General features: G+C 55.5%; 16 protein-coding genes. 9 read left to right on the top strand and 7 right to left on the bottom strand.

Annotated elements, in window-relative coordinates; genetic code table 11:
- Positions 1-15 precede the first annotated feature (15 nt).
- The 4 genes from VHE34_RS12205 to VHE34_RS12190 form a co-directional block, all read right to left on the bottom strand.
- On the bottom strand, positions 16-1,623 hold the full coding sequence (locus tag VHE34_RS12205; RefSeq protein ID WP_325588213.1) for a SusD/RagB family nutrient-binding outer membrane lipoprotein: 1,608 nt from the start codon (positions 1,621-1,623) through the stop codon (positions 16-18).
- A 30-nt stretch (positions 1,624-1,653) separates the two neighbouring features.
- Positions 1,654-4,809 carry a SusC/RagA family TonB-linked outer membrane protein gene (locus VHE34_RS12200; protein ID WP_325588211.1) on the bottom strand — a complete coding sequence of 1,052 codons (3,156 nt, stop codon included), beginning with the start codon at positions 4,807-4,809 and terminating at the stop codon, positions 1,654-1,656.
- Between the two features lie 158 nt (positions 4,810-4,967).
- Positions 4,968-6,014 (bottom strand): aminoglycoside phosphotransferase family protein, encoded by a 1,047-nt coding sequence (locus VHE34_RS12195; RefSeq protein ID WP_325588209.1) that lies wholly within the window; start codon positions 6,012-6,014, stop codon positions 4,968-4,970.
- A 90-nt stretch (positions 6,015-6,104) separates the two neighbouring features.
- Positions 6,105-7,130, bottom strand: coding sequence for a LacI family DNA-binding transcriptional regulator (locus tag VHE34_RS12190; protein WP_325588207.1), 1,026 nt, complete (start codon positions 7,128-7,130; stop codon positions 6,105-6,107).
- A gap of 193 nt (positions 7,131-7,323) precedes the next feature.
- Between VHE34_RS12190 and VHE34_RS12185 the strand changes: the two genes are divergently transcribed.
- Both VHE34_RS12185 and VHE34_RS12180 read left to right on the top strand, forming a co-directional pair.
- Positions 7,324-7,551: a VCBS repeat-containing protein gene (locus VHE34_RS12185; RefSeq protein ID WP_325588205.1), complete on the top strand. Its 228-nt coding sequence runs from the start codon at positions 7,324-7,326 to the stop codon at positions 7,549-7,551.
- Entirely contained in the window at positions 7,548-7,685 is a 138-nt protein-coding gene (locus tag VHE34_RS12180; RefSeq protein ID WP_325588203.1) for a hypothetical protein, read from the top strand. Before VHE34_RS12185 ends, VHE34_RS12180 begins: the two co-directional genes overlap by 4 nt.
- Here VHE34_RS12180 and VHE34_RS12175 read toward each other — a convergent pair.
- Positions 7,682-8,404, bottom strand: a complete 723-nt coding sequence (locus VHE34_RS12175) for a hypothetical protein (RefSeq protein ID WP_325588201.1) — start codon at positions 8,402-8,404, stop codon at positions 7,682-7,684. The genes VHE34_RS12180 and VHE34_RS12175 overlap by 4 nt on opposite strands.
- A gap of 66 nt (positions 8,405-8,470) precedes the next feature.
- Here VHE34_RS12175 and nudK point away from each other — a divergent pair, with 66 nt between their 5' ends.
- Genes nudK through VHE34_RS12160 form a run of 3 tightly spaced genes read left to right on the top strand, consistent with a single transcriptional unit; the run spans position 8,471 to position 11,781 of the window.
- A complete protein-coding gene (gene nudK / locus VHE34_RS12170; protein ID WP_325588199.1) occupies positions 8,471-9,043 on the top strand; it encodes a GDP-mannose pyrophosphatase NudK in 573 nt (190 codons plus the stop codon).
- Positions 9,040-10,581, top strand: coding sequence for a serine hydrolase (locus tag VHE34_RS12165; protein ID WP_325588197.1), 1,542 nt, complete (start codon positions 9,040-9,042; stop codon positions 10,579-10,581). Before nudK ends, VHE34_RS12165 begins: the two co-directional genes overlap by 4 nt.
- 3 nt (positions 10,582-10,584) lie before the next feature.
- Entirely contained in the window at positions 10,585-11,781 is a 1,197-nt protein-coding gene (locus VHE34_RS12160; RefSeq protein WP_325588195.1) for a dipeptidase, read from the top strand.
- On the opposite strand, the gene VHE34_RS12155 is transcribed toward VHE34_RS12160, so the two are convergent.
- Entirely contained in the window at positions 11,759-14,215 is a 2,457-nt protein-coding gene (locus tag VHE34_RS12155; RefSeq protein ID WP_325588192.1) for an ABC transporter permease, read from the bottom strand. The two genes, VHE34_RS12160 and VHE34_RS12155, sit on opposite strands and share 23 nt — an antisense overlap.
- Positions 14,216-14,230: 15 nt before the next feature.
- Entirely contained in the window at positions 14,231-16,690 is a 2,460-nt protein-coding gene (locus VHE34_RS12150; RefSeq protein WP_325588190.1) for an ABC transporter permease, read from the bottom strand.
- Between the two features lie 512 nt (positions 16,691-17,202).
- On the opposite strand from VHE34_RS12150, the gene VHE34_RS12145 reads away from it, so the two are divergent.
- The 4 genes from VHE34_RS12145 to VHE34_RS12130 all read left to right on the top strand — a co-directional run.
- Complete coding sequence (locus VHE34_RS12145) at positions 17,203-20,175, top strand: SusC/RagA family TonB-linked outer membrane protein (RefSeq protein WP_325588188.1); 2,973 nt, start codon at positions 17,203-17,205, stop codon at positions 20,173-20,175.
- 27 nt (positions 20,176-20,202) lie between these two features.
- Positions 20,203-21,849 carry a RagB/SusD family nutrient uptake outer membrane protein gene (locus VHE34_RS12140; RefSeq protein ID WP_325588186.1) on the top strand — a complete coding sequence of 549 codons (1,647 nt, stop codon included), beginning with the start codon at positions 20,203-20,205 and terminating at the stop codon, positions 21,847-21,849.
- A 77-nt stretch (positions 21,850-21,926) separates the two neighbouring features.
- Positions 21,927-23,951, top strand: a complete 2,025-nt coding sequence (locus VHE34_RS12135) for a glycoside hydrolase family 127 protein (RefSeq protein WP_325588184.1) — start codon at positions 21,927-21,929, stop codon at positions 23,949-23,951.
- A gap of 2 nt (positions 23,952-23,953) precedes the next feature.
- Positions 23,954-26,137: VCBS repeat-containing protein (locus VHE34_RS12130; protein WP_325588182.1), on the top strand; the 2,184-nt coding region annotated here is incomplete at its 3' end.

The following is a 26,137-nucleotide window of genomic DNA, read 5'->3' as shown; positions in this document are numbered from 1 at the left end:
TAAGATAGACAATCTTTATGGATTCTTATCCCACCAGAGAGGGACAAGTTCGTTGTCGGTTCCACCGAGTGCGGAGACTCCTGTGGCGACGCCATCGGGATTGTTCTGGCGTTCGGTCGTCAGGAAGGGGATGCGGCGCAACCATTTCACGCTGGGATCGGGGATCAGCACGTTATCCGAGTTGGCGGCCGGGTAGAGTTTCATGACGTGGCTGCGGCGCCAGTCGGCCCAGGCTTCCATCCCGTCGGGATAGAGCGCCAGCCATTTTTGGGTCATGATCTGTTGGAGCTGGACATTGGGGTCGGCACTCCAGGCGATGGGTACGTTGGACACGGCGGGGGAGTTCAGGAAATCGCCGGGGGCTACGGGAGTGTTGGCGCTGGCGATGTAGGTATCGACGGCGGCCCCGGTGATCCCCCATTGCGCCATTGAGTTTCTGATGCCGGATTCGTATAGGGATTGAGCCGATCCGCCCATGTTCCATCCCAGCAGGGCGCCTTCTGCGCGAAGGAAGTAGGATTCGGCCGTTTCCATGACGTTTTGCGGCGTGTTGGTATAGGAGGCCAGGCCGACGATGGTGCCGCCAACGGTTACGCTGGTAGAGGACCAGCGTGCTCCCTGGTGAGAATTGGCGGCTGCCAGATTCTGCGGTTGGGTCTGCTGGGCTACGCTGAGGCCGTTGCGGAGGCCCGCGTAATTTGCGAATTTACCGGGAGTGGGGTCGCCGCTTTTGTCGGTAGGCAGGAAGTATTGCGAGATCCGGGGATCCTGGTAGCCCTTCAGAACGGAGGCCATGGTGGCGCTCATGCGGAATTCGTTCCAGTCGGACATGATGGAAAGACCATTGACATCGCCGCCTGTAGAGGAACGGGCGATGAAGGCGTCATCCGCGGGGCTGGCGGTCATTACTCCCCCGGCTACGGAGGCTTCGGCCTCGGCTTTGGCGGTAGTGGGGTCTGCTTTCGAAACCCTCAGGGCGAGACGGAGGCGAAGGCTGTTGGCAAATTTGAGCCATTTAGTGACGTCGCCGCCATAGATGATATCGTAGCTGCCAAACGCATTTTCGCCTTTATGCGTGTTGAGGACTGCGATGGCGCCATCGAGCCGATGGAAGAAGTCGGCGTAGATCTTATCCTGAGGATCATAGGGAACCGAGGTGGCCACCGATCCAGCCGAAAAATAGGGGATGGGACCCCAATAATCGGTGACTTTCATAAAAGCGAGCACCCAGACCACTTCGGCCATTGCGTGTTGGGCCGAGGTCGAATCAGTGTTGGCGAAGATGGTCTGCAACTGGGGCAGAACGTCCGTATAGTATGGGTTGAAGTTGGCGCCTACCCAGTTTTGGTTGATCACGAGGCGGTCGGAGCCGAAGTAGGTCGCTTCGCATGCGAAGTACTGGCAATACTGGTCGGCGAAGAGATTCTGGGCGACCTGGTAGTTGCCTGCATTGACGGTGGCGACGTCCTCCGCGTGGGTGAACAGGAAGGGCAACGTGGAGGGGCCGATCGTTGCGATGGCGTTCTTGTTGGTGTTCACGTCCTTGTAATTCTTTGTACAGGACTGCGTGAATACCAACAGGCCCAGCAGCGGAAGAAGGTATATTTTATTTTTTCGTTTCATAAATGTTATCATTTTTCGCTTTGCAGTTGTTTAGAAATTAGCCTTAAGATTGAAACCGAGGGTCCGGGTAGAAGGCAGGGCACCATATTCTACGCCCTGGAAGAGGCCATTGCCGTTGGACATATCCGGATCCATCCACAAGGTCCGTTTGCCGATGCCGGGGATGTCGAATACCGACTTGCCACGGACGATCCAGAACAGGTTGCGGGCTACTGCAGACAAGCGCAGGGATTTGATGATGGTCGTATTTTTCACAGGGATGTCGTAGCCGAAGGAAAACTCCCGCATACGAATGTTTGTTGCGCTGTAGGTAAAGAACTGCCCTGCTCCATAGCGTTGCAGCGAAGCCGTCGTCCAGAATTGCTGGGCGGTGATCGCTTTGTCGACCGGCGCGCCGTTGACGTCGACACCATGAAAATTCAGGCCGCCTTCGCGGAAGGCCAGGGTATTTTTTGTGATGCCGCTGAACGAGAGGTTCATTTCGGTACCTGAGAGGAGGATCCCGCCAATGCGGCCGTCGATCAGGAAGTTCAGGCTAAACCGTTTGTACTGGAAGGTGTTGGTCATACCGAGGAGCTCGCGGGCGTTGCCGTTGCCGAGGAAGCTGAGGTCTGCCCCGGTGACCTTGTTGGTGGTCAGGGGAGTACCGTCGGAGTTGACTATGTACTGGCCTTTTGAGTTCGTGGCCCAAACATAGCCATAGAGGTCGCCGAAGGCGCCGCCTTTTGCGACTTCCGGTTGGCCGGAGCGGGCGTCTGCACCGCCAAGATAGAACTGTTTCAATTCGGGGGTCAGCTCGACGATCTTGTTGCGATTAAGCGAGAAGTTGAGCTGAACATCCCAGGTGAAATCCCTGGTCTTAATGGGCGAGCCGTTGATGGTGATCTCCAGGCCGTGGTTCTCGAAGTTACCCGCGTTGATGTATTGGGTCGCGTAGCCGGTTGCAACGGGCAACGGGATCGGTACCAGCTGCTCCTTCGAGTTAGCATGATAATAGGTGGCTGTGAAGCCGATGCGATCGTTGATGAAACGGGCGTCTACGCCGAACTCGTAGCTGGTTACCTGTTCGGGTTTCAGATTGGGGATCGGGTAAGTCGGGCTGCGCTGGATGCTGCCGTTACCCGCGCCCTGATCGTATTGATAGGTGGCTGAGGTGATATAGGGGATGCCACCGTTACCGACCTTTGCGTAGTTGGCGTTGACCTTCAGGAAGGACATGGATTTCGGCAGGGCCACCAGCTCAGACAAGAGGACGGACAGGCCTAACGAAGGATAATTGAAGGTATGGGGGGCAGGCAGGGGAGAGGCCCAATCGGTTCTGAAACTACCATCGAGGAAGATGGCGTCCCGCCAGCCGATCGAAGCCTGGCCAAAGACCGATTCCGTGAGGATCTCGCTGCCATCCTGGGTAGTGGCCGGATTGGAGGCGAAGTTCAGGCTGAACTTATTGATCACATTCAGGCCATTTGTAGAAGCGGTATTGTTGGCATAGAGCCGGTCATAGTAAATGACCCCGGCGTGGTAATTGATCTTGAGGTCTTTTGCGAGATCATTGCGGCCTTCGAAGATGGCGTCCAACCATTTGTTGGTCATGACCACATCGGTGACCGCGTAAGAGCCGCCGGCATTGGTATTCCAGAGAAGGGTACCCTGCTGGTATTTCTGCTGGATCTCATCCGAGGTGCGGTCGAGGTTTGCGGAACCACGGACGCTCAGCCAGGGGGTGATATTATATTTTAAAGAGGCGAAGCCGATGGCCCTTTCGCGATTCTCCGTGATGGAGGTGTTGTTCGTCATCCAATAAGGGCTCTGGTAGATGGAGTTGTTGGTAGAGGCCCAGTTGGCGGGGTGAGCGATCTGGAAGGCATCGAAGGTTTGGAAGTTCTGGCTTGCCTCTTCATAGCTGATCTGGCGGGGTTGCTGGTAGACGTCGAATACGGGGGCATTCTCCTCCCCGGTACGTGGCTTGCCATTGATAATCTGCAGGATATAGGTAGCCTTTGCATCGACCGTGAACTTCTTGTTGAGCTCGCTGGTGATGCGGTAGTCGAAGATGTGCCGGTTGAGGTCGTTGTGTGGGATGATGCCCTTGGCGTAGTTGTTCGTGTAGGAGAAATAGCTTTGGGATTTATCGCCGCCCATCGAAACGCCGACCGAGTTGTTCAGGCTGAGGCCGGTTTTGAAGAACTTTTTGATGTTGTCCGGGTGGGGGGAATAGGTATTCCGCTTATAAAGGAAATCGACGTAGCTCTGGCCTTGCATTTTTGCGCCCCAGCTGGCTCCGCTTTGGGAGGAATCCGATGCGATGACACCTCCGTTTCCCTGGCCGTATGAATTTTGGAATTGGGGCAGGGCGAAGGGGCGTTCGAAGCCGATACCTGAGTTGACAATAACGTCGGTGCGTCCTTTGTGGCCTTTTTTGGTAGTGACGACGATCACCCCGTTACCGGCCTGGCTGCCGTAAAGGGCGGCGGCTGAGGCACCGCGCAGGACGGTCATCGACTCGATGTCGTCCGGGTTGATGTCGGAGGCGCCATCGGAGCTTTGCAGGGAGCCGAAGTCGTTGTTGCCTGTTGCGAAGGTGGTGTTGTTGATGGGTACGCCGTCGACAACGATGAGCGCGTTGTTGGGGTTAGCGCTGTTGCCGCTGCTGGGCGGGGCGATGGATCGGTTACCGCGGAGGATGAGAATCGCGCCGCTACCGAGACCACCGGAGCCCTGGGTAAATTGCACGTTGGCTGCTTTGCCGGATAGAGAGCCCAGGAAGTTGTCGGTAGATCTGACGCCGGTGAGCTGGGATGGGGCTACCGTCTGGGCGGCGTACACCAGGGTTTTGGACTGACGGGTGATACCCAGGGCGGTGACGACGACCTCACCCAACTGGCGGGTGTCGGTTGCAAGAGTGATAGTCAGGGACTGGCCGGCTTCGGCGGTAATCTCTTTTGGAGCGAAACCGACGGAGGAGATGACCAGGGTTACCCGATCTGTGGGAGCTGAGATAGTAAAAGCACCGTTTGCATCTGCGGTGGCGGAGATCCGGGCGCCTTTGACGACGATTGTCGCGCCGGCTACCGGTTGTTTGCTGTTTTCGTCTGAGATTGTCCCCTTGATGGTCCGGCCCTGGCCGAAGACCATACAGGAACATGCCAATAGGAACAAAACCAACAGAACTGAGTCTTTGATCATAAGCAATTTTTGTGTTTGGTTAAATTAATAGGTGACAATCTCCGGTCTGATTGTAATGCCTATAGAATAAATTTATTCAAAGAATTCAAGGAATTATCGTGCAATCGTTTGCTAAGGATTGTAAATGGATGGAATATGCTAAAAGCAAACGATTGCTTTTAGCAACTGACGATGTTGCGGAGAGTGTGGGACTGCGCGCTATAGCGCTGTAGGAGGGTGGCCTGGTTGAGGGCGCGGACGTAGTTGTGTCCTTCGTAGCGGCTGCCGTAGTAGGGGTCGCCGAGGAGGTAGTCGGTGATGAAGCGGAGGGCCTGCATGTAGACCATGAATTCGCCGGCGTAGACGAAGGCTTTTTTCTCGTCGGGGGTGAGGATGCCGGCCATTTCTTCGAGGTAGCCGCGGACGATGGCCTCGAAGTATTCGAGGCGGATGCCGATCAGGCTGGTGTCTTTTTCTTCTTCGGTTACGGGGCACAGATAGGTTCGAAGCATGTCGCCGACGTCGCTGATGAAGTAGCCGGCCATGACTGTGTCGAGGTCGATCACGCAGATGCCTTTTCCGGATCGGTCGAAGAGGACGTTGCTGATCTTTGTATCATGGTGCGTCACGCGGAGCCGGAAGCCGGGGTTTACGAGGATCTGCTGATAGCAGGTGACGAGGGGGTGTTGGGACTCCAGATAGCCGATGAGATCCGCCGCTTTGGCGATGCGGTCGGGGAGGCCGGTTGTCAGCGCTTCCCGAAACGCGCTGTAGCGAAGCGAGAGATCGTGGAAGTGGGGGAGGGTGTCGTGCAGTTGTGTCACGGGGAAGCCGTCCATCATCCGTGTGAAGGCGCCAAATTGTTTTGCGGCCTCGTAGGCGAGTTCGGGTCTTTCGACGACGTCGATGGTGACCGAGCCTTCGATGAAGGGGAAGAGCCGATAGAAACCGCCTGGGCCGGCGTTGACCAGGGTGTCGCCATTTGTCGTAGCTACGGGACAGGGGAAGGTCGCTTCGGGATAGTGTGCGGCGAGGTAGCTGCCGACCTTTTCGATGTTTTGAGCAATGAGGGCCGGGGTGGAGAAGACGTCCTGGTTGATGCGTTGCAGGATGAATTTGTCTTTGCCGTGTCTGAGCAGCCAAGTCCTGTTGATGAGACCGCTACCATGAGGGGTAACGGAGGTATCAGCAGGTAAACCATAAGCGGCCAGGACAGGAGCGAGCATGTGACGACTGTTTAGCGGGCAAAAGTACGTGGGCGTATGGAGGATAAGAAATGCAAACGGTTGCGCAAAAAATTATTAGTGGTGATCCCGCTAGCGGCGACCGTGGACGATCAACTGACCGTTGATAACATGATTGACGTATGACTCGGGGGTTTCGTCTTTGCCTTGGCGGCTGATGAGATCGACGAGGACTTCAGCGGCTTTTGCGCCCTGCTTATAGGGGTATTGTTCGACGGATGCCATGGGTGGGTGTTCCAGGTAGTGGGTGATGGGGAGGTTGGAATAGCTGACGAAGCAGATGTCCTTGTTGATCTTCAGTTTTTGGCGCCGGGAATATTGCATGGCGTCGAGGGCGATATAATCATTGATCGCGAGGATGGCCGTGGGGCGGGGACGTTGGCTGAGCAGCTGCTGCATGGCCTTGTCGGTGCCTTCTTTTGTGAGGTCGGTGGAGGTGACGAGGCCAAGGTCGATCTTCAGTCTCTTTTTAATGAGGACCTGTTTGTAGGTTTCCGTGCGCTCATGCGATGAGCGCATTTCTTCGGGACCGTTGATGACGCCGATTCGGCGGTGACCTTTTTCGATGAGGAATTCGAGGGCTTCGCGGGTGCCGCTGTTCATATTTGAGTAGACCTTATTGAATTCGGGTGGGGTGGGGACGCGATCGAAGAAGACGATCGGGATGTTGAATTTCTTGAGTGCGGTGAAGTGATCATAGGTGTGGGTGTTTGCGCTGAGGGAGACGATGAGGCCGTCGACGCGGTTATTCTTCATGGTGGTGACGATGTTGCGCTCGCGCTCGACGTCATCTTTGGACTGGCCGATGAGGACGCTGTATTTATTGGCGCTGGCGATCTCTTCGATGCCGTTGATGGCCTGGGAGAAGAATTCTTCGCCGAGGTTGGGGAGGATGAGGCCGATGGTGAAGGTCTTGCGTTGTTTGAAGAAGATGGCGGTCTGGTTGGGTTCGTAGTCCAGCTGCCGGGCGAGCTGTTGGACGCGCATCCTGGTCCGGAGACCGATGCCGGGGTGGTCGTGGAGGGCGCGGCTGACGGTGGAGACGGAGACATTGAGCTGCCTGGCGATCTCTTTGATGGTTGGGAGTTTCTCCTTCATGCAATAAATGTAGATTAAAAAACTATTAAATAACAAGCCGTTTTCAAGGGTCGATGCCGATGGCCATTAGTTTTCGCCCTGATGAAAATCCTCTTCTTACTGTTTTTGGGACTACTTTTTGGCGGCCGGGCTACAAATACATACAGGAATGGGGGCGATTTTTTGAAGGGAATTGGAAGGTGCGCAGCAGCCTATGCCCGGAGGACCTTTTATTCCTACTTCCTTTGTGCCGAAGCAGAACGACACCGTCGGCATCTATCCGCACTATATTGCTATTGCCGACTTCAATGCCGATGGTAAGCCCGATCTCGTCGTGGCGAGGGGCAGCTCGAACGTGATCTCGGTCGTGCCCAATACGAGTATGGGCGGGAATATCAGCTTTGGGCCCCAACGCGATCTGATCCGCAGGGGCGGACGATGAAGACGGTGCTAAACGTGGCAAATGAGACGGCGGTGGATATGACGGGGTTGGCTCCCGGCATCTACGATGTGAAGATCTTTAGTTCGGGTTCCTACCCGCTCAATAAGACGGCGCGAATCCTAAAGGTGAACTAGTCTATGGAGATGGGTCCGCCCGGGTAGGTCGGGAAGGGGCACCAGGCGAAGCCGGTACTGTCAACGACAAATACGATCGCCGATGGCGCGTGATAGTACATTACGACGGGGTTCGGATTCGAAGGGACTATGCGCCAAACTTTCAGCAATTTTTTTCCATAGGCCAGACTGTTATTGGACCACCATTGGTCGATGTAGCCGAGTTGGGCGTACATGCAGGAGTCACGGTAGTAGATGCCCGGGCGGGCCAGCAGGGGGTTCCGGTGATTCGTTTTATATAGGGCACCCTCGTAGGATTTGAAGAACTGGTTGCGAAGAGCGGGCAAGGTCCAGGTGGTCGTGGTGTCACTGCCCGGGTAGTCGAATTGAGGGTTGTAGTTATTCGGTTGCAAGATGCCATCCCGGAAGTACCAGTTGAGATTTGTGTTGAATACGGGCAAACCATTAACGTTCAGGGTGGCATAGATTCCCTGGCTGAGGTAGGGGATGCCCGAGGTATCTTTGGCGGTGTCGCTGATATAGTTGGTAAAATTCAGGTTGGCGGTGGAGAGTCCGTTTGCGCCGAAGAGGGCGTGGATGGTGTCGAGTTGGCCGGCTCTCAGGGGGACGGTGTAATAGGGAGGACCGTCATAGCGGGTGATACAGCCGCTGTCATGGACGGACTGTTTGCAGGCGGCGAGGAACGCGACTGCGATCAGGATAAGGGTGGCATTCTTCATCGTTTTTTTTTGCTTATGACAAGGGAATGGGCATGGGCGTTGCATTTTAGTTAATATCTTAGGTGAATGAAGAATATCGAGATCGTCCGGACGGACGTGTTATCGGACAATTGGTATGTGTTGCGGAAATATACGTACCGGTTCCAGCGGAATGGGGAGTGGGTGGTGCAGGAGCGGGAGGCGTATGACCGGGGGAATGGGGCGGCGATCCTGTTGTATAACCGGGAGCAGGGGACGGTTGTACTGACCCGGCAGTTCCGGCTGCCGACGTATGTGAACGGCAACGCCACGGGGATGCTTATTGAGGCTTGTGCGGGTTTGCTGGACCGGGATCATCCGGAGGTGGCGATCCGGCGGGAGACACAGGAGGAGACGGGTTATCAACTGGGTGAGGTAGAGAAGGTTTTTGAGGTGTATATGTCACCGGGGTCGGTGACGGAGATATTGTACTTCTTTATTGCGGAGTATACGCCTTTGATGAAAGTGGAGGCGGGTGGGGGGCTTGAGCATGAGGAGGAGGATATCGAGGTGCTGGAGCTGCCCTTTGTGCGCGCGTGGGAGATGATGGAGAAGGGGGAGATCAGGGATGGGAAGACTATTTTATTGTTACAGCATTTGCGGCTAAAAGGCATTTTATGAGAATACTTCTGTTCCTGTTACTTTTTTCGGGCGCTGTGGAAGCGCAGCCGTTGTCTTCGGCGGCGATCGATACGCTGGTGGAGCGGACCTTACGAACCTTCGATGTGCCGGGGATTGCGGTGTGTGTGATCAAGGATGGGAAGGTGGTGCATTCGCGGGGATATGGGGTGCGTTCGCTGGCCACGAGGCAGCGGGTGGATGAGAATACGTTGTTTGGGATCGCGTCCAATAGCAAGGCGTTTACCACGGCGGCCCTGGGGATGCTGGTGGATGAGGGCAAGATCCGGTGGGATGATAAGGTGCGGATGTATATTCCGGAGTTTAAATTATTTGATCCTTATGTAACAGAGGAGTTTACGATCCGGGACCTGCTTTGTCACCGGAGCGGGTTGGGGCTTGGTGCGGGGGACCTGATGTTCTTTCCCGATTCGAGCGATTTTACGATCCGGGATATTCTCCATAATCTGCAATTCCTGAAGCCGGTGACCTCCTTCCGGTCGTCGTATGCATATGATAATAATCTTTACATCGTGGCGGGTGAGATTGTGGCGCGGGTGAGCGGGATGAGCTGGGAGGATTTTATCGAACAGCGGATCATGGGGCCATTGGGAATGGGGCATAGCGCTGCATCCTGGGACCGGTTGAAGGATACGACCGATTGGATCGATGCGCATGCGCGGGTGGAGGGCACGGTGCGGGTGATCGCGCGGAGCCGGAGCAAGGTGGATCATGCGGCGGGGGGTATCTATTCGAGTATTGCCGACTTGAGTAAATGGGTGCTTTGTCATTTGCAGGGTGGGAAGTATGGGCCGGATATGAAGCCGTTGTTCTCGGCGGCTGTGTTGCGGGAGCGTTGGGCGCCGCAGACGATCCTGCCGTTGGGTGGGCCGGGTCCTTATAACACGCATTTTGCGGCCTATGGATTGGGGTTTGGGTTGAGTGATGTGAAGGGGTATAAACAAGTGAGTCATACGGGGGGGCTGGAGGGGATGGTGACGCAGATCACTATGGTGCCGGAATTGCAACTTGGGATTATCGTGCTGACGAACCAGGAGGAGGGGCTGGCTTTTAATGCGATCACCAACCAGATCAAGGATGGATATTTGGGGATGACGGGAACGGATCGGGTGAAGGAGTATGCGGCTGTGCGGCGGCGGCAGTTGGAGGAGGAGAAGAAGGTGGTGGATTCTATTTATAAGGGGATAAACTTTGCTTCGGGGGCGGCTGTGACGGAGGCATCGGTGGCGGCGTATGTTGGGACTTACCGGGATGCATGGTTTGGGGATGTTGTTATTTCGATGAAGGGTGGGCGGCTTTGGTTTGATTCCCGGCGGAGTCCCAAGCTGACGGGGGAGCTGGCGCCGTATCGGGGGAATACTTTTATTGCGAAGTGGAGGGACCGGAGTATGAATGCGGATGCGTTTGTGCTATTCGATTTGAACGAACGGGGGATCGGGAGGGTCATTACCATGAAACCCGTGTCGCCGTTGACGGATTTTAGTTATGATTTCCAGGATTTGGAATTGAAAAGACAATAATTTATGAGGAAACTACTTTTCTTGTTGACTTTTTTGGGTGGGCTGGTTGTAAAGGGGCAGGACTATACCGCGGTGCATGCGAAGGCCATCGTGGTGGACACGCATAATGATGTGCTGTCTTCGGCGTCGATCGGGTTGGGGCTGGATATAGGGACGGATCTGAAAGGGAAGACCCATTCGGACCTGGCGCGGTTTAAGAAGGGGGGTGTGGATGTGCAGGTGTTCTCCATTTTTTGCGATGACCGGTTCGGGACGGGGAGTGCTTTTTTACGGGCGAACCGGGAGATAGATTCTTTGTATGCCATTGCGGGGCGGAATGCTGCCCGGATGACGATCGTGACGGATGTGGCGGGGATCAGACGTGCTGTGGCGGCGCATAAGCTGGCGGCGATGATGGGGGTCGAGGGGGGTCATATGATCGAGGACCGGATGGACTACCTGGATTCGCTTTATAATCGGGGCGTGCGCTATATGACGTTGACCTGGAACAACAGTACTTCGTGGGCTACCTCGGCGATGGAGGAGACTTCGAAGGCGTGGACGGTGACCCCGTATGGGTTGACGGAGCGGGGGAAGGCCATTGTGCGGCATATGAATGAGCTGGGGATGCTGGTGGATCTTTCGCATGTTGGGGAGAAGACCTTTTGGGATGCCATTCATACGACGAGCAAGCCGGTTATCTGCAGTCATAGTTCGGTGTATGCGTTGTGCCCGGTGTTCCGGAATTTGAAGGACGACCAGATCCGGGCGATTGGGGCGAATGGGGGTGTGATCCAGGTGAATTTTTATTCGGGATTCCTTGACAGTAATTATGCGCCGAGGGTGAAGGCCTTTTTGGCGCGGCATAAGGGTGTTGTGGACAGCATGAATGCGGTGCATGCGCCGGGGTATGCGGTGAATGAGTATTTGTCGAAGACCTTTCCGGCGGAGGCTGATTCGTTGCGGGCGCCTTTGGCGTTATTGATCGATCATATCGACTATATTGTGAAGATGATCGGCGTGGATCATGTGGGGCTGGGGTCGGATTTTGATGGGATCGAGTCGCCGCCGAAGCAGCTTGACGACGTTACTTGTTATCCGTTGGTGACGCGAGAGTTGTTGAAGCGGGGATATAAGCCCGCCGAGGTGGAGAAGATCCTCGGCGGGAATTTCTTGCGGGTTTTGAAGGCGAATGAGGTTACTCGGACCGCAGCGCGTTGACCGGGTTTGCTATGGCGGCCTTTAGGGTGCGGATGCAGAGGACGATCAGGGCGATGAGCAGGAGGATGCTGCCGCCGGCTGCGAAGACCCACCAGCTGAGGCTGGTCTTATCGGCGAAGTTCTCGAGCCATTTGCGGCTGCCCCACCAGGAAATGGGGAGGGCGATGAGGATCGCGAGGCCGATGAGCTTGAGGAAGTCTTTCGACAGCAGGAGGATGAGCTGGGTGATGGTGGCGCCGACGATCTTGCGGATGCCGATCTCCTTTGTGCGTTGGTTGGTGATATAGATGACCAGGCCGAGGAGGCCGAGGCAGCTGATGAAGATGGTCAGGCCGGTGGACCACATTAACAGCCTCGAGATGTGCATTTCCGCGTCATAATATTTTGCGATGGTCTGGTCGACGAATTCGTAGTCGAAGTCATCGTTTGGATAGAGTTCCTGATAGGATTTTTGAATGGCGGCAAGGGTTGTGGTCCAGTTGGAGCCGCCGGCGTCGTGGGGTTGGAGCCGGATGTTGAAGACCCGTTCGTTCTTTGTTCCATTTGCGATGACGAGCGGTTTGATGGGGTCGCGGAGTGAATGAGGGTAGAAGTCGGCCATGACTCCGACGATGTGTGGATTGCCGTTGAATCCGGTGATCTGTTTACCGATGATCTTTTGCGGGTCCTGGTAGCCGAGGATATGGAGATATTTTTCGTTTATCACCACGGCGTTGGTGGTGTCACTTTGCGGCAGCGTTGTTCCTGCCAGCAGGCGGAAGCCATACATACGGAAATAGGTGCTGTCCGCCAGTTTTACCTGTACATCTTCCTGGATCTCTTTTTTCCCATCATTGAACGTCATGGTGCTGGTCCAGGTGCTGTTGGTGGAAGGCGGGTTGCTGGCGATGCTGATCATCGCTATGCCGGGGATGGACCTTAACTTACCGAGCAGGACGGGTTTTTTTGTGGCCCGCTGGTCACGGCTGATGCGGAAATAGACGATCGCATCCCTTTTAAAGCCGAGGTCCTTGCTTAGGGCATAATGGATCTGTTTGGAAACCAGAAGGGTGCCGATGATGAAGACCTGGGCGATGACAAACTGGAATATGGTCAATGATTTGCGGAACCAGGCGGAGCGGGTTTGGCCGGTGTTGGCATGGGCCTGGTTCTTGAGCACCCCGATAGGTTTGAAACCCGAGAGGATGAGGGCGGGGTAGATGCCGGAGAGAACGGTGACGGCGAGGATAAGGACGACGAGGAACGCGATGAGGGCAGGCTGGCGGAGGAGGTTGGGGTGAAAATCTGCCGGGATGAAATCGGCGAAGACCTGCAGGAGAAAGGGTGTCAATGCGATGGACAGGAGCGTGGCGAGGGTAGTGAGTACGAACGTTTCGGTGAGAAATTGGAGCATCAGCTGGCGGCGCAGGCTACCGAGCGTTTTTCTGATCCCGATCTCTTTTGCGCGTTGGGAGGCCTGGGCGGTGGTGAGGTTGATGAAGTTGATGCAGGCCAGCAGCAGGAGAAAGGCCGCGACGGCCAGAAGGTAGTAGAGGGTTGGTTTGTCGGCCTGGCGGCTTTCGTCGAAGACGCCATAGTCGGGGTTGAAGTGGAGGTCGCTAAGCGGCTGAAGAAGGGCGGACTGCGAGCTGTGATTAGGACTTTTTGGATCGATTTTTTGGTTGGCGTTGAGAATCTTTGTGAGCTGGGCGTCGACGGAGGCGGGTTTTACGCCGGGCGCCAGGCGGACGAAGAGCTGGTCTGCGGAGTTGACGCTATTCCAACTGCCGAAATATTTGGGTTTGAGACGGGCCGTGTAGAGCGTGGGGCGGGAGACGATGGCGCCGTAGAAAAAATCCGTGTTGCCGGGAAGATCTTTTACGATGCCGCTGATGGTGCAATGGACGGAGTCATCGTAGATAAAGGGTTTGCCGATGATGTCGGCGTATTTGGTGTTTGCGTAATACAGGTGCGCGTCTTTTTCCGTGAGGACGACCTGGTAGGGTTGCTTAAGAGCGGTAGCCGGCGAGCCGGCGAGCCAGGTGTAGCCGAGGAGGTTGGTATAGGTGTCATCGGCGAGAATGATCTCTTTGTTCTTACGGAAGACGATGGGGTTGTTTGCGTCGGGGTAGGGAATGGTGATCTTTATTTCACCGCCGGTTTCGAAGGGGACCACGAGTTCGAGACCGGGGATGCCTTTTTGGACGGCGGCTGCCGCGGGCTCGGGGAGGGAGTTACGGTGCCAGCTGCCGCGATCGTTCTGGCCCTGGGTGACGACGCGGTAGATGCGGGCGCCGTCCTTTTCGAATTTATCGAAGGAGAAGTCGTACTGGACGAGGAGGAAGATGACCAGGGAGGCGCTAATGCCGATGGAGAGGCCGATGATGTTGATGAAGGAGAAGGTTTTGTTTCGCCAGAAGTTGCGGATTGCGGTAGTGAAATAGTTTTTTAACATAAGAGGGTTTTGGTTTTATTCTGAGCGGAGGGCTTTTACTGGATTTGCGAGGGCTGAACGGAGGGTTCGGATGGTGAGGATGATCAGGGCGATTAGCAGGAGGGTGGCGCCGCCGGCTGCGAAGACCCACCAGCTGAGGTTGGTCTTGTAGGCGAAGTTCTCGAGCCATTTGCGGCTGCCCCACCAGGAGATGGGGAGGGCGATGAGGATCGCGAGGCCGATGAGCTTGAGGAAATCTTTTGAGAGCAGGAGGATGAGCTGGGTGACGGTGGCGCCGATGACCTTGCGGACGCCGATCTCTTTTGTGCGTTGGTTGGTGATATAGATGACCAGGCCGAGGAGACCGAGGCAGCTGATGAAGATGGTGAGGCCGGTGGCCCACATCAATAATTTTGAGATGTTCTTTTCGGCGGTATAGAATTTTGCGATGGTCTCATCTACGAACTGGTAGTCATAGTCGTCGTTGGGGTAGACCTCCCGGTAGGCCTTTTGGATGGCGGCGAGGGTCGCGGTCCAGTTGGAGCCGTCGGCGTTGCGGGGGCGGAGGGCGATGCCGAAAACGTTTGCCCTGAAGTTGGCATTATTGGTGCCGTTGGCGATGAGCAGCGGCTTTATCGCTTCGCGGACGGAGCGGGGGTGGAAGTCGGCGACGACGCCGACGATGGTGGGTTTGTGGTTCCACTCGACCTGTCTGCCGATGATCTTTTTCGGGTCCTGGTAACCCAGGATATGGAGATATTTTTCGTTTATCACGACTTCGTTTGTGGTGTCGCTTTGTAGGGGGCTGGAGCCGGCCACCAGGCGGAGACCGTACAGTCGGAAATAATTGCTGTCCGCCAGCTTTACCTCTACATTTTCGCGGATCTCTTTTTTCCCATCGTTGAAGGTCATGGTGCTGGTCCAGGTGCCGTTGCTGGAAGGCGGGTTACTGGAGAGGCTGATCATGGCGACGCCGGGGATGGTCTTTAATTTTTCGAGCAGGACGAATCGTTTTCTTGCCTCTTCGCTGTAGTTGGTCCGGAAGGTGATGATCGCGTCTCTTTTGAACCCAAGGTCTTTGTTGATGGCATAGCTGATCTGTTTGGTCACGAGCAGCGTGCCGATGATGAATACCTGGGCGATGACGAATTGGGAGACGGTGAGGGTTTTTCGCAGCCAGGCGGAGCGTGTTTTGCCGGTGTTCGCGTATGCCTGGTTCTTTAGGACACCGATGGGTTTGAATCCCGAGAGGATGAGAGCCGGGTAGATGCCGGACAGAACGGTGACGGCGAGGATGAGGAGTGCCAGGAAGCCGATGACCTGGGGTTGCCGGAGAAGATCGAAGTGGAAGTCGGCTGGGATGAAATCGGCGAATACCTGCAGGAGAAAGGGGATCAGTATGATGGAGAGAACGGTTGCCAGCAGGGTGAGCACGAATGTTTCTGTGAGGAATTGGATGGTCAGTTGCCGGCGCTGGCTGCCGAGGGTCTTTCTTATCCCGATCTCTTTTGCGCGTTGGGAGGCCTGGGCGGTGGTGAGGTTGATGAAGTTGATGCAGGCCAGCAGCAGGAGGAAGGCCGCGACGGCGAGCAGGTAATAGAGGGTTGGTTTATGGGCCTGGCGGCTGTTGTCGAAGACGCCGCGTTCGAGATTGAAATGAAGGTTGCTCAGCGGTTGGAGGCTGGAGGTTTGGGTGACGTGGTCTTTGGGATCGGGTTTTTCGTTGTCGTTGAGTATTTTGGTCAGTTGGGCGTTGACGGTAGCTTCTTTTGTATTGGGCCCCAGCTTGACGAAGAGCTGATCGGCGGAGTTGGTCCAGCCCCACATACCGAAGCCTTGCGGTTTGAGGCGGGCCGTGTAATACGTCGGGCGGGAAATGATCGTCCCGAAATAGAAATCGCTGTTGCCGGGGAGGTCCCTGACGACGCCGGTGACGGTGCACTGGATGGTGTCATCGAAGATGATGGGTTTACCTATTATTTGGGCCGGCTGGAGGCCGGCGAAGTAGAGGTGGGCATTTTTTTCGGTGAGGACGACCTGGTAGGGGTGTTGGGTGGCGGTTGCGTTTGAGCCGGCGAGCCAGCTATAGCCGACCAGGCTGAGGAAGTTCTCGTCGGCGACGACGAGATCTTTTTGTTTGCGGAGGACGAGCGGGTGGTTGGCGTCAGGGTAGGGGATGGTGATGCGGGTCTCGTCGAGGGTGCGGAAGGGGGCGACTATTTCGAGGCCGGGGACGTCTTTTTTGACGGCGGCGCCCATGGGTTCGGCGAGGCTGCCGCCATGCCATTTGCCTTCGCGGTTCTCGCCTTCGTTGACGACGCGGTAGATGCGGGCGCCGTCCTTTTCGAACTTGTCGAAGGAGAAGTCGTGCTGGACGAGGAGGAAGATGACGAGGGAGGCGCTGATACCGATGGCGAGGCCAATGATGTTTATGAAGGAGAAGACCTTGTTGCGCCAGAAGTTGCGGATGGCGGTGATGAAGTAGTTGCGGAACATAGTTTTGATTGACGGTGAGTTGCAGCGAATTGGGTGCCAAATGAGCGCGGGTCTGCGGATCAGGGAGTTATTGATAGGGTGGGATTGGGGGTTGTCCGGTTTTGATACATCGGGTGTACGGTGATGCGGCGGGGCCGACATGGTGATAACCTTTTAGTAACCAAAAGATAAGGCTCCTGGCGGAGCCGTGTGCAAAAATAAATTTTTGCAACCGATTGTTTTTTAGCTAAAAGTTTCTTTATATTTAATGTAGGATTGACATTTGATCGATCCGAATGCTTGCGAACTATTGTTAAACTGTAACGATTGCTTTATGAACCATTTACAACACTGCCGCGGCCTTTCACCGGCCTATCCTCCACTTCCTTCTATTTTTTTAAGCTCGTAATTTCTCCGGGGTCCTGCGATTCCGGGATATTTTTTTGGACCATCCTGCAACCGATTGTATTATTAAAAACTTCTTAAAAACCAAACTCAAGCTTATGCACCTGCTCTCACGAATGCTTAAATCAATGCCTGTCTGCTTGTATGCTCTGGCCTTGTTTTATGGCGCCGGAGTGTCTGCCCAGGAGTCGCTCAAGGTGTCGGGAAAGGTGGCTGACAACAATGCAGCCCCGCTGGCCGGCGTAACGGTGTTGATCAAGGGGACCAAGACCGCGACGGTGACGGGTCCCGACGGTGGATTTTCGATCACGGCGCCCAGCGCGTCCGCCGTATTGGTCTTTAGTTATGTGGGGTACCAGATACAGGAGGTGGCTCTTGGCGGCCAGACCTCGTTCGATATCCGGCTGGCTCCTTTGAATGCCAATATGAATGAAGTGGTGGTGGTGGGTTATGGGACCCAGAAGAAGCGGGAGATCACCAGTGCGATCACCCGGGTGGATGCCGAGCAGTTCAATAAGGGGAATATCAGTGATGTCTCGCAGCTGTTGCAGGGCAAGGTTGCGGGGTTGTCGATCGCCAAGCCGGGGGGTGATCCGAATGCCGGGTTCACGATCCGGTTACGCGGGTTATCGACGCTGGGCGCCAATACTTCGCCGCTGATCGTGATCGATGGGCAGATCGGCGCCGATATCAATTCCGTGGACCCGAACGATATCGCGAGCATGGATGTGCTGAAGGATGGTTCTTCCGCGGCTATTTATGGAACGCGTGGCTCGGCGGGGGTCATTATTATTACGACCAAGTCGGGTGGAAGGGGTGGTCCCCAGGTGGCGTACAACGCGAATGTGACGGCTGAGAAGGCGGCGCGGTTTACGAAGCATATGACGCCGGACGAGTTCCGGGCGCTGTTAAAGACGACGGGCGCGGGTACCGATTATGGCGCCAATACGGATTGGGACAAGGCGATCACCCGGACGGGGATCACGCAGGACCACAACCTGTCGTTATCCGGCGGGAACCAACATACCTCTTATAATGTATCGATCAACTACCGGAAGGGAGAAGGAATTGCGATCACTACGGGGTACAACCAGGTGAACGGCCGACTGAACCTGACGCATAAGGCTTTGAACGACCGGCTTGTCTTCAATGTGCAGACGAGCCTTACGCATCGGAATTCGACCCTTGGATTTGCCAACGCCTTCGAGTATGCGACCATTTACAATCCCACGGCGCCGATCCATGTGCCGGTGGGCAGTATCAACGATATTGCCGGCGGGGGCTGGTTCGAGTTCTCCGCGACGGACTATTCCAATCCCGTGGCGTTGCTGATGCAGAATACGGCTAATATGGAGACCAAGCGCCAGAATATAGCAGGTTCGGCGGAGTATGAGATCATCAAGGGATTGAAGGCGTTGGTGCGGTATGCGCAGCAGACGATCAACCTGGACTCGAATAAATATTCGCCGATCAACGCCTATGCCAACCGTGGATTCGATCCCAACAACGATAACGGGTTTAGCCGGCATGGATTGGCATTCCTCGGGAACGGGGAGTCCTTCAACCAGCTTTATGAGAATACCCTGTCGTATCAGCATACGTTCAACGATTTTGATCTGGGCGCCGTGGCGGGGTATTCCTACCAGGATTTCCGGAATACCGGGAGCAGCATCCTTGCGGGGAACTTCGTGACGGATGCCGCGGCCGGCAATATCTCGGCCGCGTTGGACATTCCCTATGGGTTGGCCACGGTGAAGAGCTTTAAGAATGCGAGCAAACTGGTCGCCTTCTTTGGCCGGGTGAACGTCAACTATAAGAATATGGCCTTCCTGGCCGCGAGTCTGCGGCGGGAGGGATCCACGGTGTTCGGTCCGAACAACAAGTGGGGTAATTTCCCGGCGGTAAGCGGCGGGGTGGACTTCAGTCATATTTTCGATCTTCCTTCAATCAACAGCCTGAAGCTGCGCGCCAGCTATGGGCAGACGGGTTCTTTGCCGCCTTATGCTTACCTGTCGCTGCCGACCCTGACCGTATCGGGTTCCTATTATGCGGGCAACGACCAGTATGGAAATACCTATGCGCCCAACCAGAACCCGAACCCCAACCTGCGTTGGGAGAAGAAGGCGGAAACGGATATCGGGCTTGACTTTTCGGTCTTCGGTAACCGGCTGACGGGTACGATCGATTATTTCCGGCGGACGACTTCGAACCTGATCTTCAACGCGACGGTGCCGGTACCGCCGAACCTCGTCTCGACGACCTGGGAGAATATCGGGACGATGACCAGTAATGGGTTCGAGTTCCTGATCAATTATGATGTATTGAGGGGCCGGGGGCTGAACTGGACGACGAGCGTCAATTTCTCGAGGGCGCATGTGGTGTTGACGAAGCTGGATCCTTCGCTTGCGGGCAGTTATGTTGGGGCGTCCAACCTGGGTAGTCCGGGTCAGGAGGCCACGCAGATCACGCGGGCGATGCAGGGTCAGCCGATCGGGTTGTTCTACCAGGCGGTGTACCGGGGCGTCGATCAAAACGGGAAGTACCTGTTCGACGATGGAAAGGGGAATGCTGTGGCGGACAACAACAACTACAAGACCGTTATCGGAAACGGCCTACCTAAATTCGAAATGGGTTGGAGCAATACTTTCCGGTACAGCAAGTGGGACCTGAACGTGTTCCTGCGTGGGGCTTTTGGGCATGATCTGATCAATACGTACCGGGCTTTCTACGAGAATCCGACGGTCGCCTCGGTGTACAATGTAGTAAAGACCAAATACTACAATCCGAAGGTAAACGATGCTCAATTGTTCAGCAGTCTCTTTGTCGAGAAGGCCACTTTTGTCAAGCTGGACAACGCGACGATCGGGTACACTTTTGCGTTGAAGAAGGATGGGGCGCCGGCCGGCGGGTTCCGCAACCTGCGGGCGTATGTGACGGGCTACAACTTGTTTGTGATCACGGGATATACGGGCGCCGATCCCGAGGTACGGTATGCCGATCAGAGCACGTTTCCCCCGAATATCCTGGCGCCGGGTATCGACCGGCGGGAGAACTGGGTGTTGACGCGGTCATTCACGCTTGGCGTCAACCTGGGATTTTAATTTTTTCCAACTTAATACATGCATTATATGAAAATACGATCAATCATCCGACTTTCCGTTCTTGTCCTGCTATGTATGGCGGGTGCCTGTACCAAGCTGGATGAAACGAAATATCTCTATGACACGGTGGATGCGGATGGGTTCTATCAGACCGATGCCGAGTTGTCGTCCGCGGTTGGGGCGGCGTATTCCAACCTGTCGGGGATAGCCAGTAACAACCATTACCTGACGATCAACGAGGTGACGACGGACGAGATCGTTGTTCCGACACGCGGTCCGGACTGGGGTGACGGTGGCCGCTGGGTGCGGCTGACCACGCATACGTATACTTCCACCGATCCCGATCCGGCCAATGGATGGAACTTCTGTTATTCGGGGATCAATACCTGTAACCGGCTGATCGCGACCTTGTCGAAATATACGAATCCCAAGATCCCGCAATATGTAGCCGAGCTGCGGGGTTTGCGGGCGATCTATTATCTATGGCTGCTGGACTGGTATGGCAATGTGCCGATCAGCATTGATTTCAGCCAGACGACTCCGCCGAGCAACAGCACGCGCGACCAGGTATATGCGCTGGTTGAATCCGAGCTGACGGCGGTAGCCCCGTTGCTGCCGCATACGGGACCGGCTACGGAGTCGACGTATGGCCGGGTAAATGCCTATACCTGTTGGGCGGCGTTGGCCAAGCTGTATCTGAATGCGCAGGTGTGGACGGGTACGGCGCAATGGGACAAGTGCATTGCGGCTTGCGACTCGGTGATCAACTCCGGTCAGTATACGCTGACCCCGAACTATGCCGACAATTTTTCGAAGGAGAACAAGGGAGTGCCAGAGACGATCTTCACGATCCCATATGACCATGTGCATGAGCAGGGCAATAATATCTGTATGATGACCCTGAACGGGCTCAACCAGAATACCTATAATATGAACGCCCAGCCCTGGAACGGTTTTGCGAGTGTTCAGGAGTTCTATAATTCCTATATCGATCCGGTGCAGAACCCTGGTCCCCAGGGCATGGTCGTCGGTACGGACCCCGCCGGGGACAGTGTGACGGGGACGTTGGACAAACGTCTTTCCAACTTCCTGGTCGGGCCGCAGTATGGGTCGGATGGGAAGCAATTGCAGGATGGGGGTTATGAGAAGAGCGGTGGTGGGTATGTCGGTGACCCGAACGGCGCGCCGATCACCTTTACTCCTTATATCAACGAGCTGCAGCCTACGGCCTGGCGGCAGTCGGGTGCGAGGATCTCCAAGTGGGGTTTTTATTCGGGGATGACCCAGAACCAGGACAATGATTTCGCGTTGTTCCGTTATGCCGACATCCTGTTGACGGCGGCGGAGGCTACGGCGAGGAAGAATAACAACTGGAGCGATCCTTATGCGTTGACGATCGTCAACCAGATCCGGACGGTGCATGGGGGTGTCGATCCCTACGCGACGATGACGGCCGCGACCTTCCTGGCCGAGCGGGGGCGGGAGATGTTCTTCGAGGGTTGGAGAAGACAGGATATGATCCGGTTTGGGGTGTTCAACAACGCCTGGCGGTTTCACCCCGCAGACCCGTCGGATGCCCTTGGCCCGCATGGGATCAATCACCTGAATGTGATGCCGCTGCCAGATGTGCAATTGAATGCCAATAAAGCTTTGAAACAGAATCCGGGTTATTGAGTGTCCGTAAAGCCCTAAGGTTTAGCAATTATAGAAACGGGCGAAGTCCTTCGCCTGTTTTTATTTAAATTCAGCGTATGAAAAATCTTTTTGTTTGTTTTTTGACGGCAGCTTCGGCCGCATTTCCTTTGGCGGCGACGTTTGCGCAGACCGACTACCCGATCAAGCCGGTGCTTTTTACGCAGGTGCAGGTGGCGGATCAATTCTGGCTGCCGCGGATCGAGGCCAATCGTACGGTGACCATCCCGGCCAGCTTCGAGCGGTGTGAATCGACCGGGCGGGTAAAGAATTTCGAGATGGCGGCGTTGCACCAGGGGAAGTTCTGTACGGTGTATCCTTTTGACGACACGGATATCTATAAAACCCTCGAGGGGGCGTCGTATTCGCTGGCGGTGCATCCCGATCCTGCGCTGGCGAAATACCTGGATTCGCTGATCACGATCATCGGGAAGGCGCAGGAGCCGGACGGCTATTTGTATACGGCCCGGACGATCGACCCGAGCCATCCGCATGAATGGTCGGGGCCGGAGCGGTGGGTAAAGGAACATGATGGTAGTCATGAGCTGTATAATTCGGGGCATTTGTTCGAGGCGGCGGTGGCGCATTACAATGCCACGGGGAAGCGGAACCTGTTGGATATCGCGTTGAAGAATGCGGACCTGCTGGTGAGTGTGTTCGGTCCGGACAAGCGGCATGTGGCGCCGGGGCATGAGATCGTGGAGATGGGCCTTGTGAAATTATACCGGGTGACGGGGAAGAAGGAGTACCTGGACCTGGCGAAATTCTTTATCGAGATGCGGGGCGAGCGGCAGTATGATAAGACCAGTAAGGATGTGTGGAAGAACGGGAGTTATTGGCAGGCCAATGAGCCGGTGACGCAGCAGGAAGAGGCGGAGGGACATGCGGTGCGGGCGATGTACCTGTATTCGGGGATGGCCGATGTGGCAGCCCTGACGGGCGACAGTGCCTATATCCGGGCGGTGGACCGGCTTTGGGAGAATATGGTCGGCAAGAAAATGTATGTGCATGGTGGCATCGGGGCGATCCCGGATGGGGAGCGGTTTGGCGACAATTATGAGCTGCCGAACCTGACGACCTATGCCGAGACGTGTGCGGCGATTGGCAGTGTGTTCTGGAATTACCGGATGTTTTTGTTGCATGGGGATGCGAAATATATGGATGTGCTGGAGCGGGCCCTGTACAACGGGATGATCAGCGGGGTGGGCCTTGATGGGAAGAGCTTCTTTTATACCAATGCGATGCAGATCACTAAGGGGAAGGTGTTCCCGGCGCAGGAACCGGCGAGAGCGGGGTGGTTTACCTGTAGCTGTTGTCCGACGAATATTGCGCGGCTGTTGCCGAGTATCCCGGGATATATCTATGCGGTGAAGGGGAGGGAGGTGTTTGTGAATTTGTATATCAGCGGCAAGGCGACGATCGGTCTTGCTCCGGGCGGGAAGGAGAATGTGCGGCTTACGCAGGAAAGTAACTATCCCTGGGAGGGGAATGTCAAATTGCGGGTGGATGTCGCGAAGGCGGCTTCCTTCGGACTGCTGCTTCGCATCCCGGGATGGGCGAGAGGCGAGGCGGTGCCCGACGGCTTGTATCAGTTTGCCGGCGGGGTTCGGAAGCCGGTGGTCATCAAGGTGAATGGGCAGGTGACAGCCGCTACGATGAAGAACGGGTATGCGGTGGTTGACCGGAAATGGAAGAGTGGCGACGTCGTGGAGTTGGAGTTGCCGATGGAAGTTCAGACCGTGATCGCCAGCGACAGTGTGAAGGAGGACCGGGGGAAGGTGGCGTTCCAGCGGGGGCCGATGTTGTATTGTGCCGAGTGGGCTGACAACGGCGGGAGGACCAGTAATGTGATTTTGAGTGGTGGGGCGACGAGTGCGAAATTCGAGCCGGGATTGTTGCAGGGAGTTGTAGAGTTGCAGATCGATGGAGACCGGGTTGTTGTCGGGGATGACGGATTGACTATTTCGACGAAACGGGAAACGATCCACTTGATACCCTATTACGCCTGGGCCAATCGTGGCAAGGGCGAGATGAATGTCTGGTTTCCCAAGCGGGTGACGGATGTCGAGCTGTTGACCCAATAGATATGATGACTGCTTTGAAGAATTGGTGGTTTTTGCCGTGTCTGGCGGTTGGGCTGTTTTCCTGTACGGATGGGGGGAAGACGGGCGGGCGTACCTTGTTTACCTTGCTTTCGCCGGCTAATACGGGTGTGAACTTCTCCAATTCGCTTCATTATACCGAAGAGCTCAATATGTATACCTTTCGCAATTTTTACAATGGCGGCGGGGTGGGTGTTGGGGATATCAATAACGATGGGCTGCCCGATCTTTTCTTTTGCAGCAACCAGGGGTCCAATAAGCTTTATCTGAATAAAGGGGGCTTTGTCTTCGAAGACATTACGGATAAGGCCGGGGTCGGCTCTGAGGGGGTATGGTCGACCGGGGTTTGTATGGCCGATGTAAATGGGGATGGATGGATCGATATTTATGTTTGCAAGTCGGGGGATATGAAGGGGACGCACCGGGCGAATCAACTATTCATCAACAATCATAATGGGACCTTTACAGACCGGGGGGCGGAGTATGGGCTGAACAATACGGGTCTTTCGACGCATGCCGTGTTCTTTGATTATGACCGGGATGGGGACCTGGATTGTTACCTGTTGAACAATTCGTTCCGGAGTGTGGGCAATTATGACCTGGTGCAGGGGCAGCGGAATATCGTCGACTCGCTGGGTGGGAATAAATTGTACCGGAATGACGGCGGGCATTTTACGGATGTCACGCCATCGGCGGGGATCTATAGTAGTGTCGTTGGATTTGGGCTTGGGGTGACGATCGCGGATGTGAATCGCGACGGGTGGCCGGACATCTATGTGTCGAATGATTTTTTTGAGCGGGATTATTTGTATCTGAATAACCGGGATGGGACGTTTAAGGAGTCGCTGGAGGGATGTGTGCGGGAGATCAGTATGAATTCGATGGGGGCGGATATTGCGGATGTCAATAATGATGGGTTTCCGGAGATCTATGTGACGGATATGTTGCCGCGAGAGGACGCGAGGATTAAGACGAAGACTTCTTTTGAGAATTGGGATAAGTACCGGGCGGATGTTTCCGCGGGCTATTATAAGCAGTTTGTGAGAAATGTTTTACAACTCAATAGGGGAAACGGGAATTTCAGCGAGATCGGGCGGTATGCGGGGGTGGAGGCGACGGACTGGAGTTGGGGGGCGTTGATCGCGGACCTGGACAACGACGGGTATAAGGATATTTTTGTCGCCAATGGTATTTATAAGGATCTGACGGACCAGGATTATATCCAGTTCATGGCGAACCCGGGAGAGGTGCGGAAGATGATCCGGGAGGGGAAGAATGTGATCAGCCGGTTGGTGGAGATGATCCCGTCGACGCCGTTGTCGAATTATGCTTTTCATAATAATGGGGACCTGACCTTTACGAACAAGGCGGCGGAGTGGGGGTTGGACCAGCCGGGTTTTTCGAATGGGGCGGCGTATGTGGATTTGGATAATGACGGGGACCTGGACCTGGTGGTGAATCATGTGAATGGGGTGGCGTCGGTGTACCGGAATAACTCGGATACGGCGGTTAACCGGTTTTTGAAGCTGGTGCTGGTGGGGGAGGGGAAGAATACGCAGGCGGTGGGGGCGAAGGCGACGGTGTATTATGGGGGGCGGCTGGCGTATTTGGAGGAGGAGCCGGCGCGGGGATTTGAGTCTTGCGTGGATAGTCGATTGAATTTTGGGTTGGGGAAGACGAAGGTGTTGGATTCGGTGGTGGTGGAGTGGCCGGGTGGGAAGTGGACGGTGGAGCGGGGGGTTAGGACGGGGCAGACGTTGAAGCTGTTTGAGAGGGATGGGGTGGCGCCTTCGGCGGAGGTGAAGGGGGAGGATAGGAGGATTTTTACTGAGGATAAGAAATTGTTGGATTTTGTTCATACCGAGAATTCTTTTAATGATTTTAACCGGGACCGGTTGATCTTTCATATGCTGTCGACGCAGGGGCCGCGGATGGCGGTGGGGGATGTGAATGGGGATGGGCTGGCGGATGTGTATGTGTGTGGGGCGAAGGGGCAGGCGGGGGCGTTGTTTGTGCAGGAGACCGGGGGCCGGTTTGTGCGGCGGGATTCGGCGGTGTTTGCGATGGACCGGGAGAGTGAGGATGTGGATGCGTTGTTCTTTGATGCGAATGGGGATGGGCATCCTGATCTGTTCGTGTGCAGTGGGGGCAATGAATTCTCGTCGAAC

This window comes from Puia sp. (assembly GCF_035546395.1).
In the GTDB taxonomy this organism is placed as follows: Bacteria; Bacteroidota; Bacteroidia; order Chitinophagales; family Chitinophagaceae; genus Puia.
The sequence above is the reverse complement of the archived record's forward strand: the minus strand, read 5'-3'. Positions and strand labels throughout refer to the sequence as shown.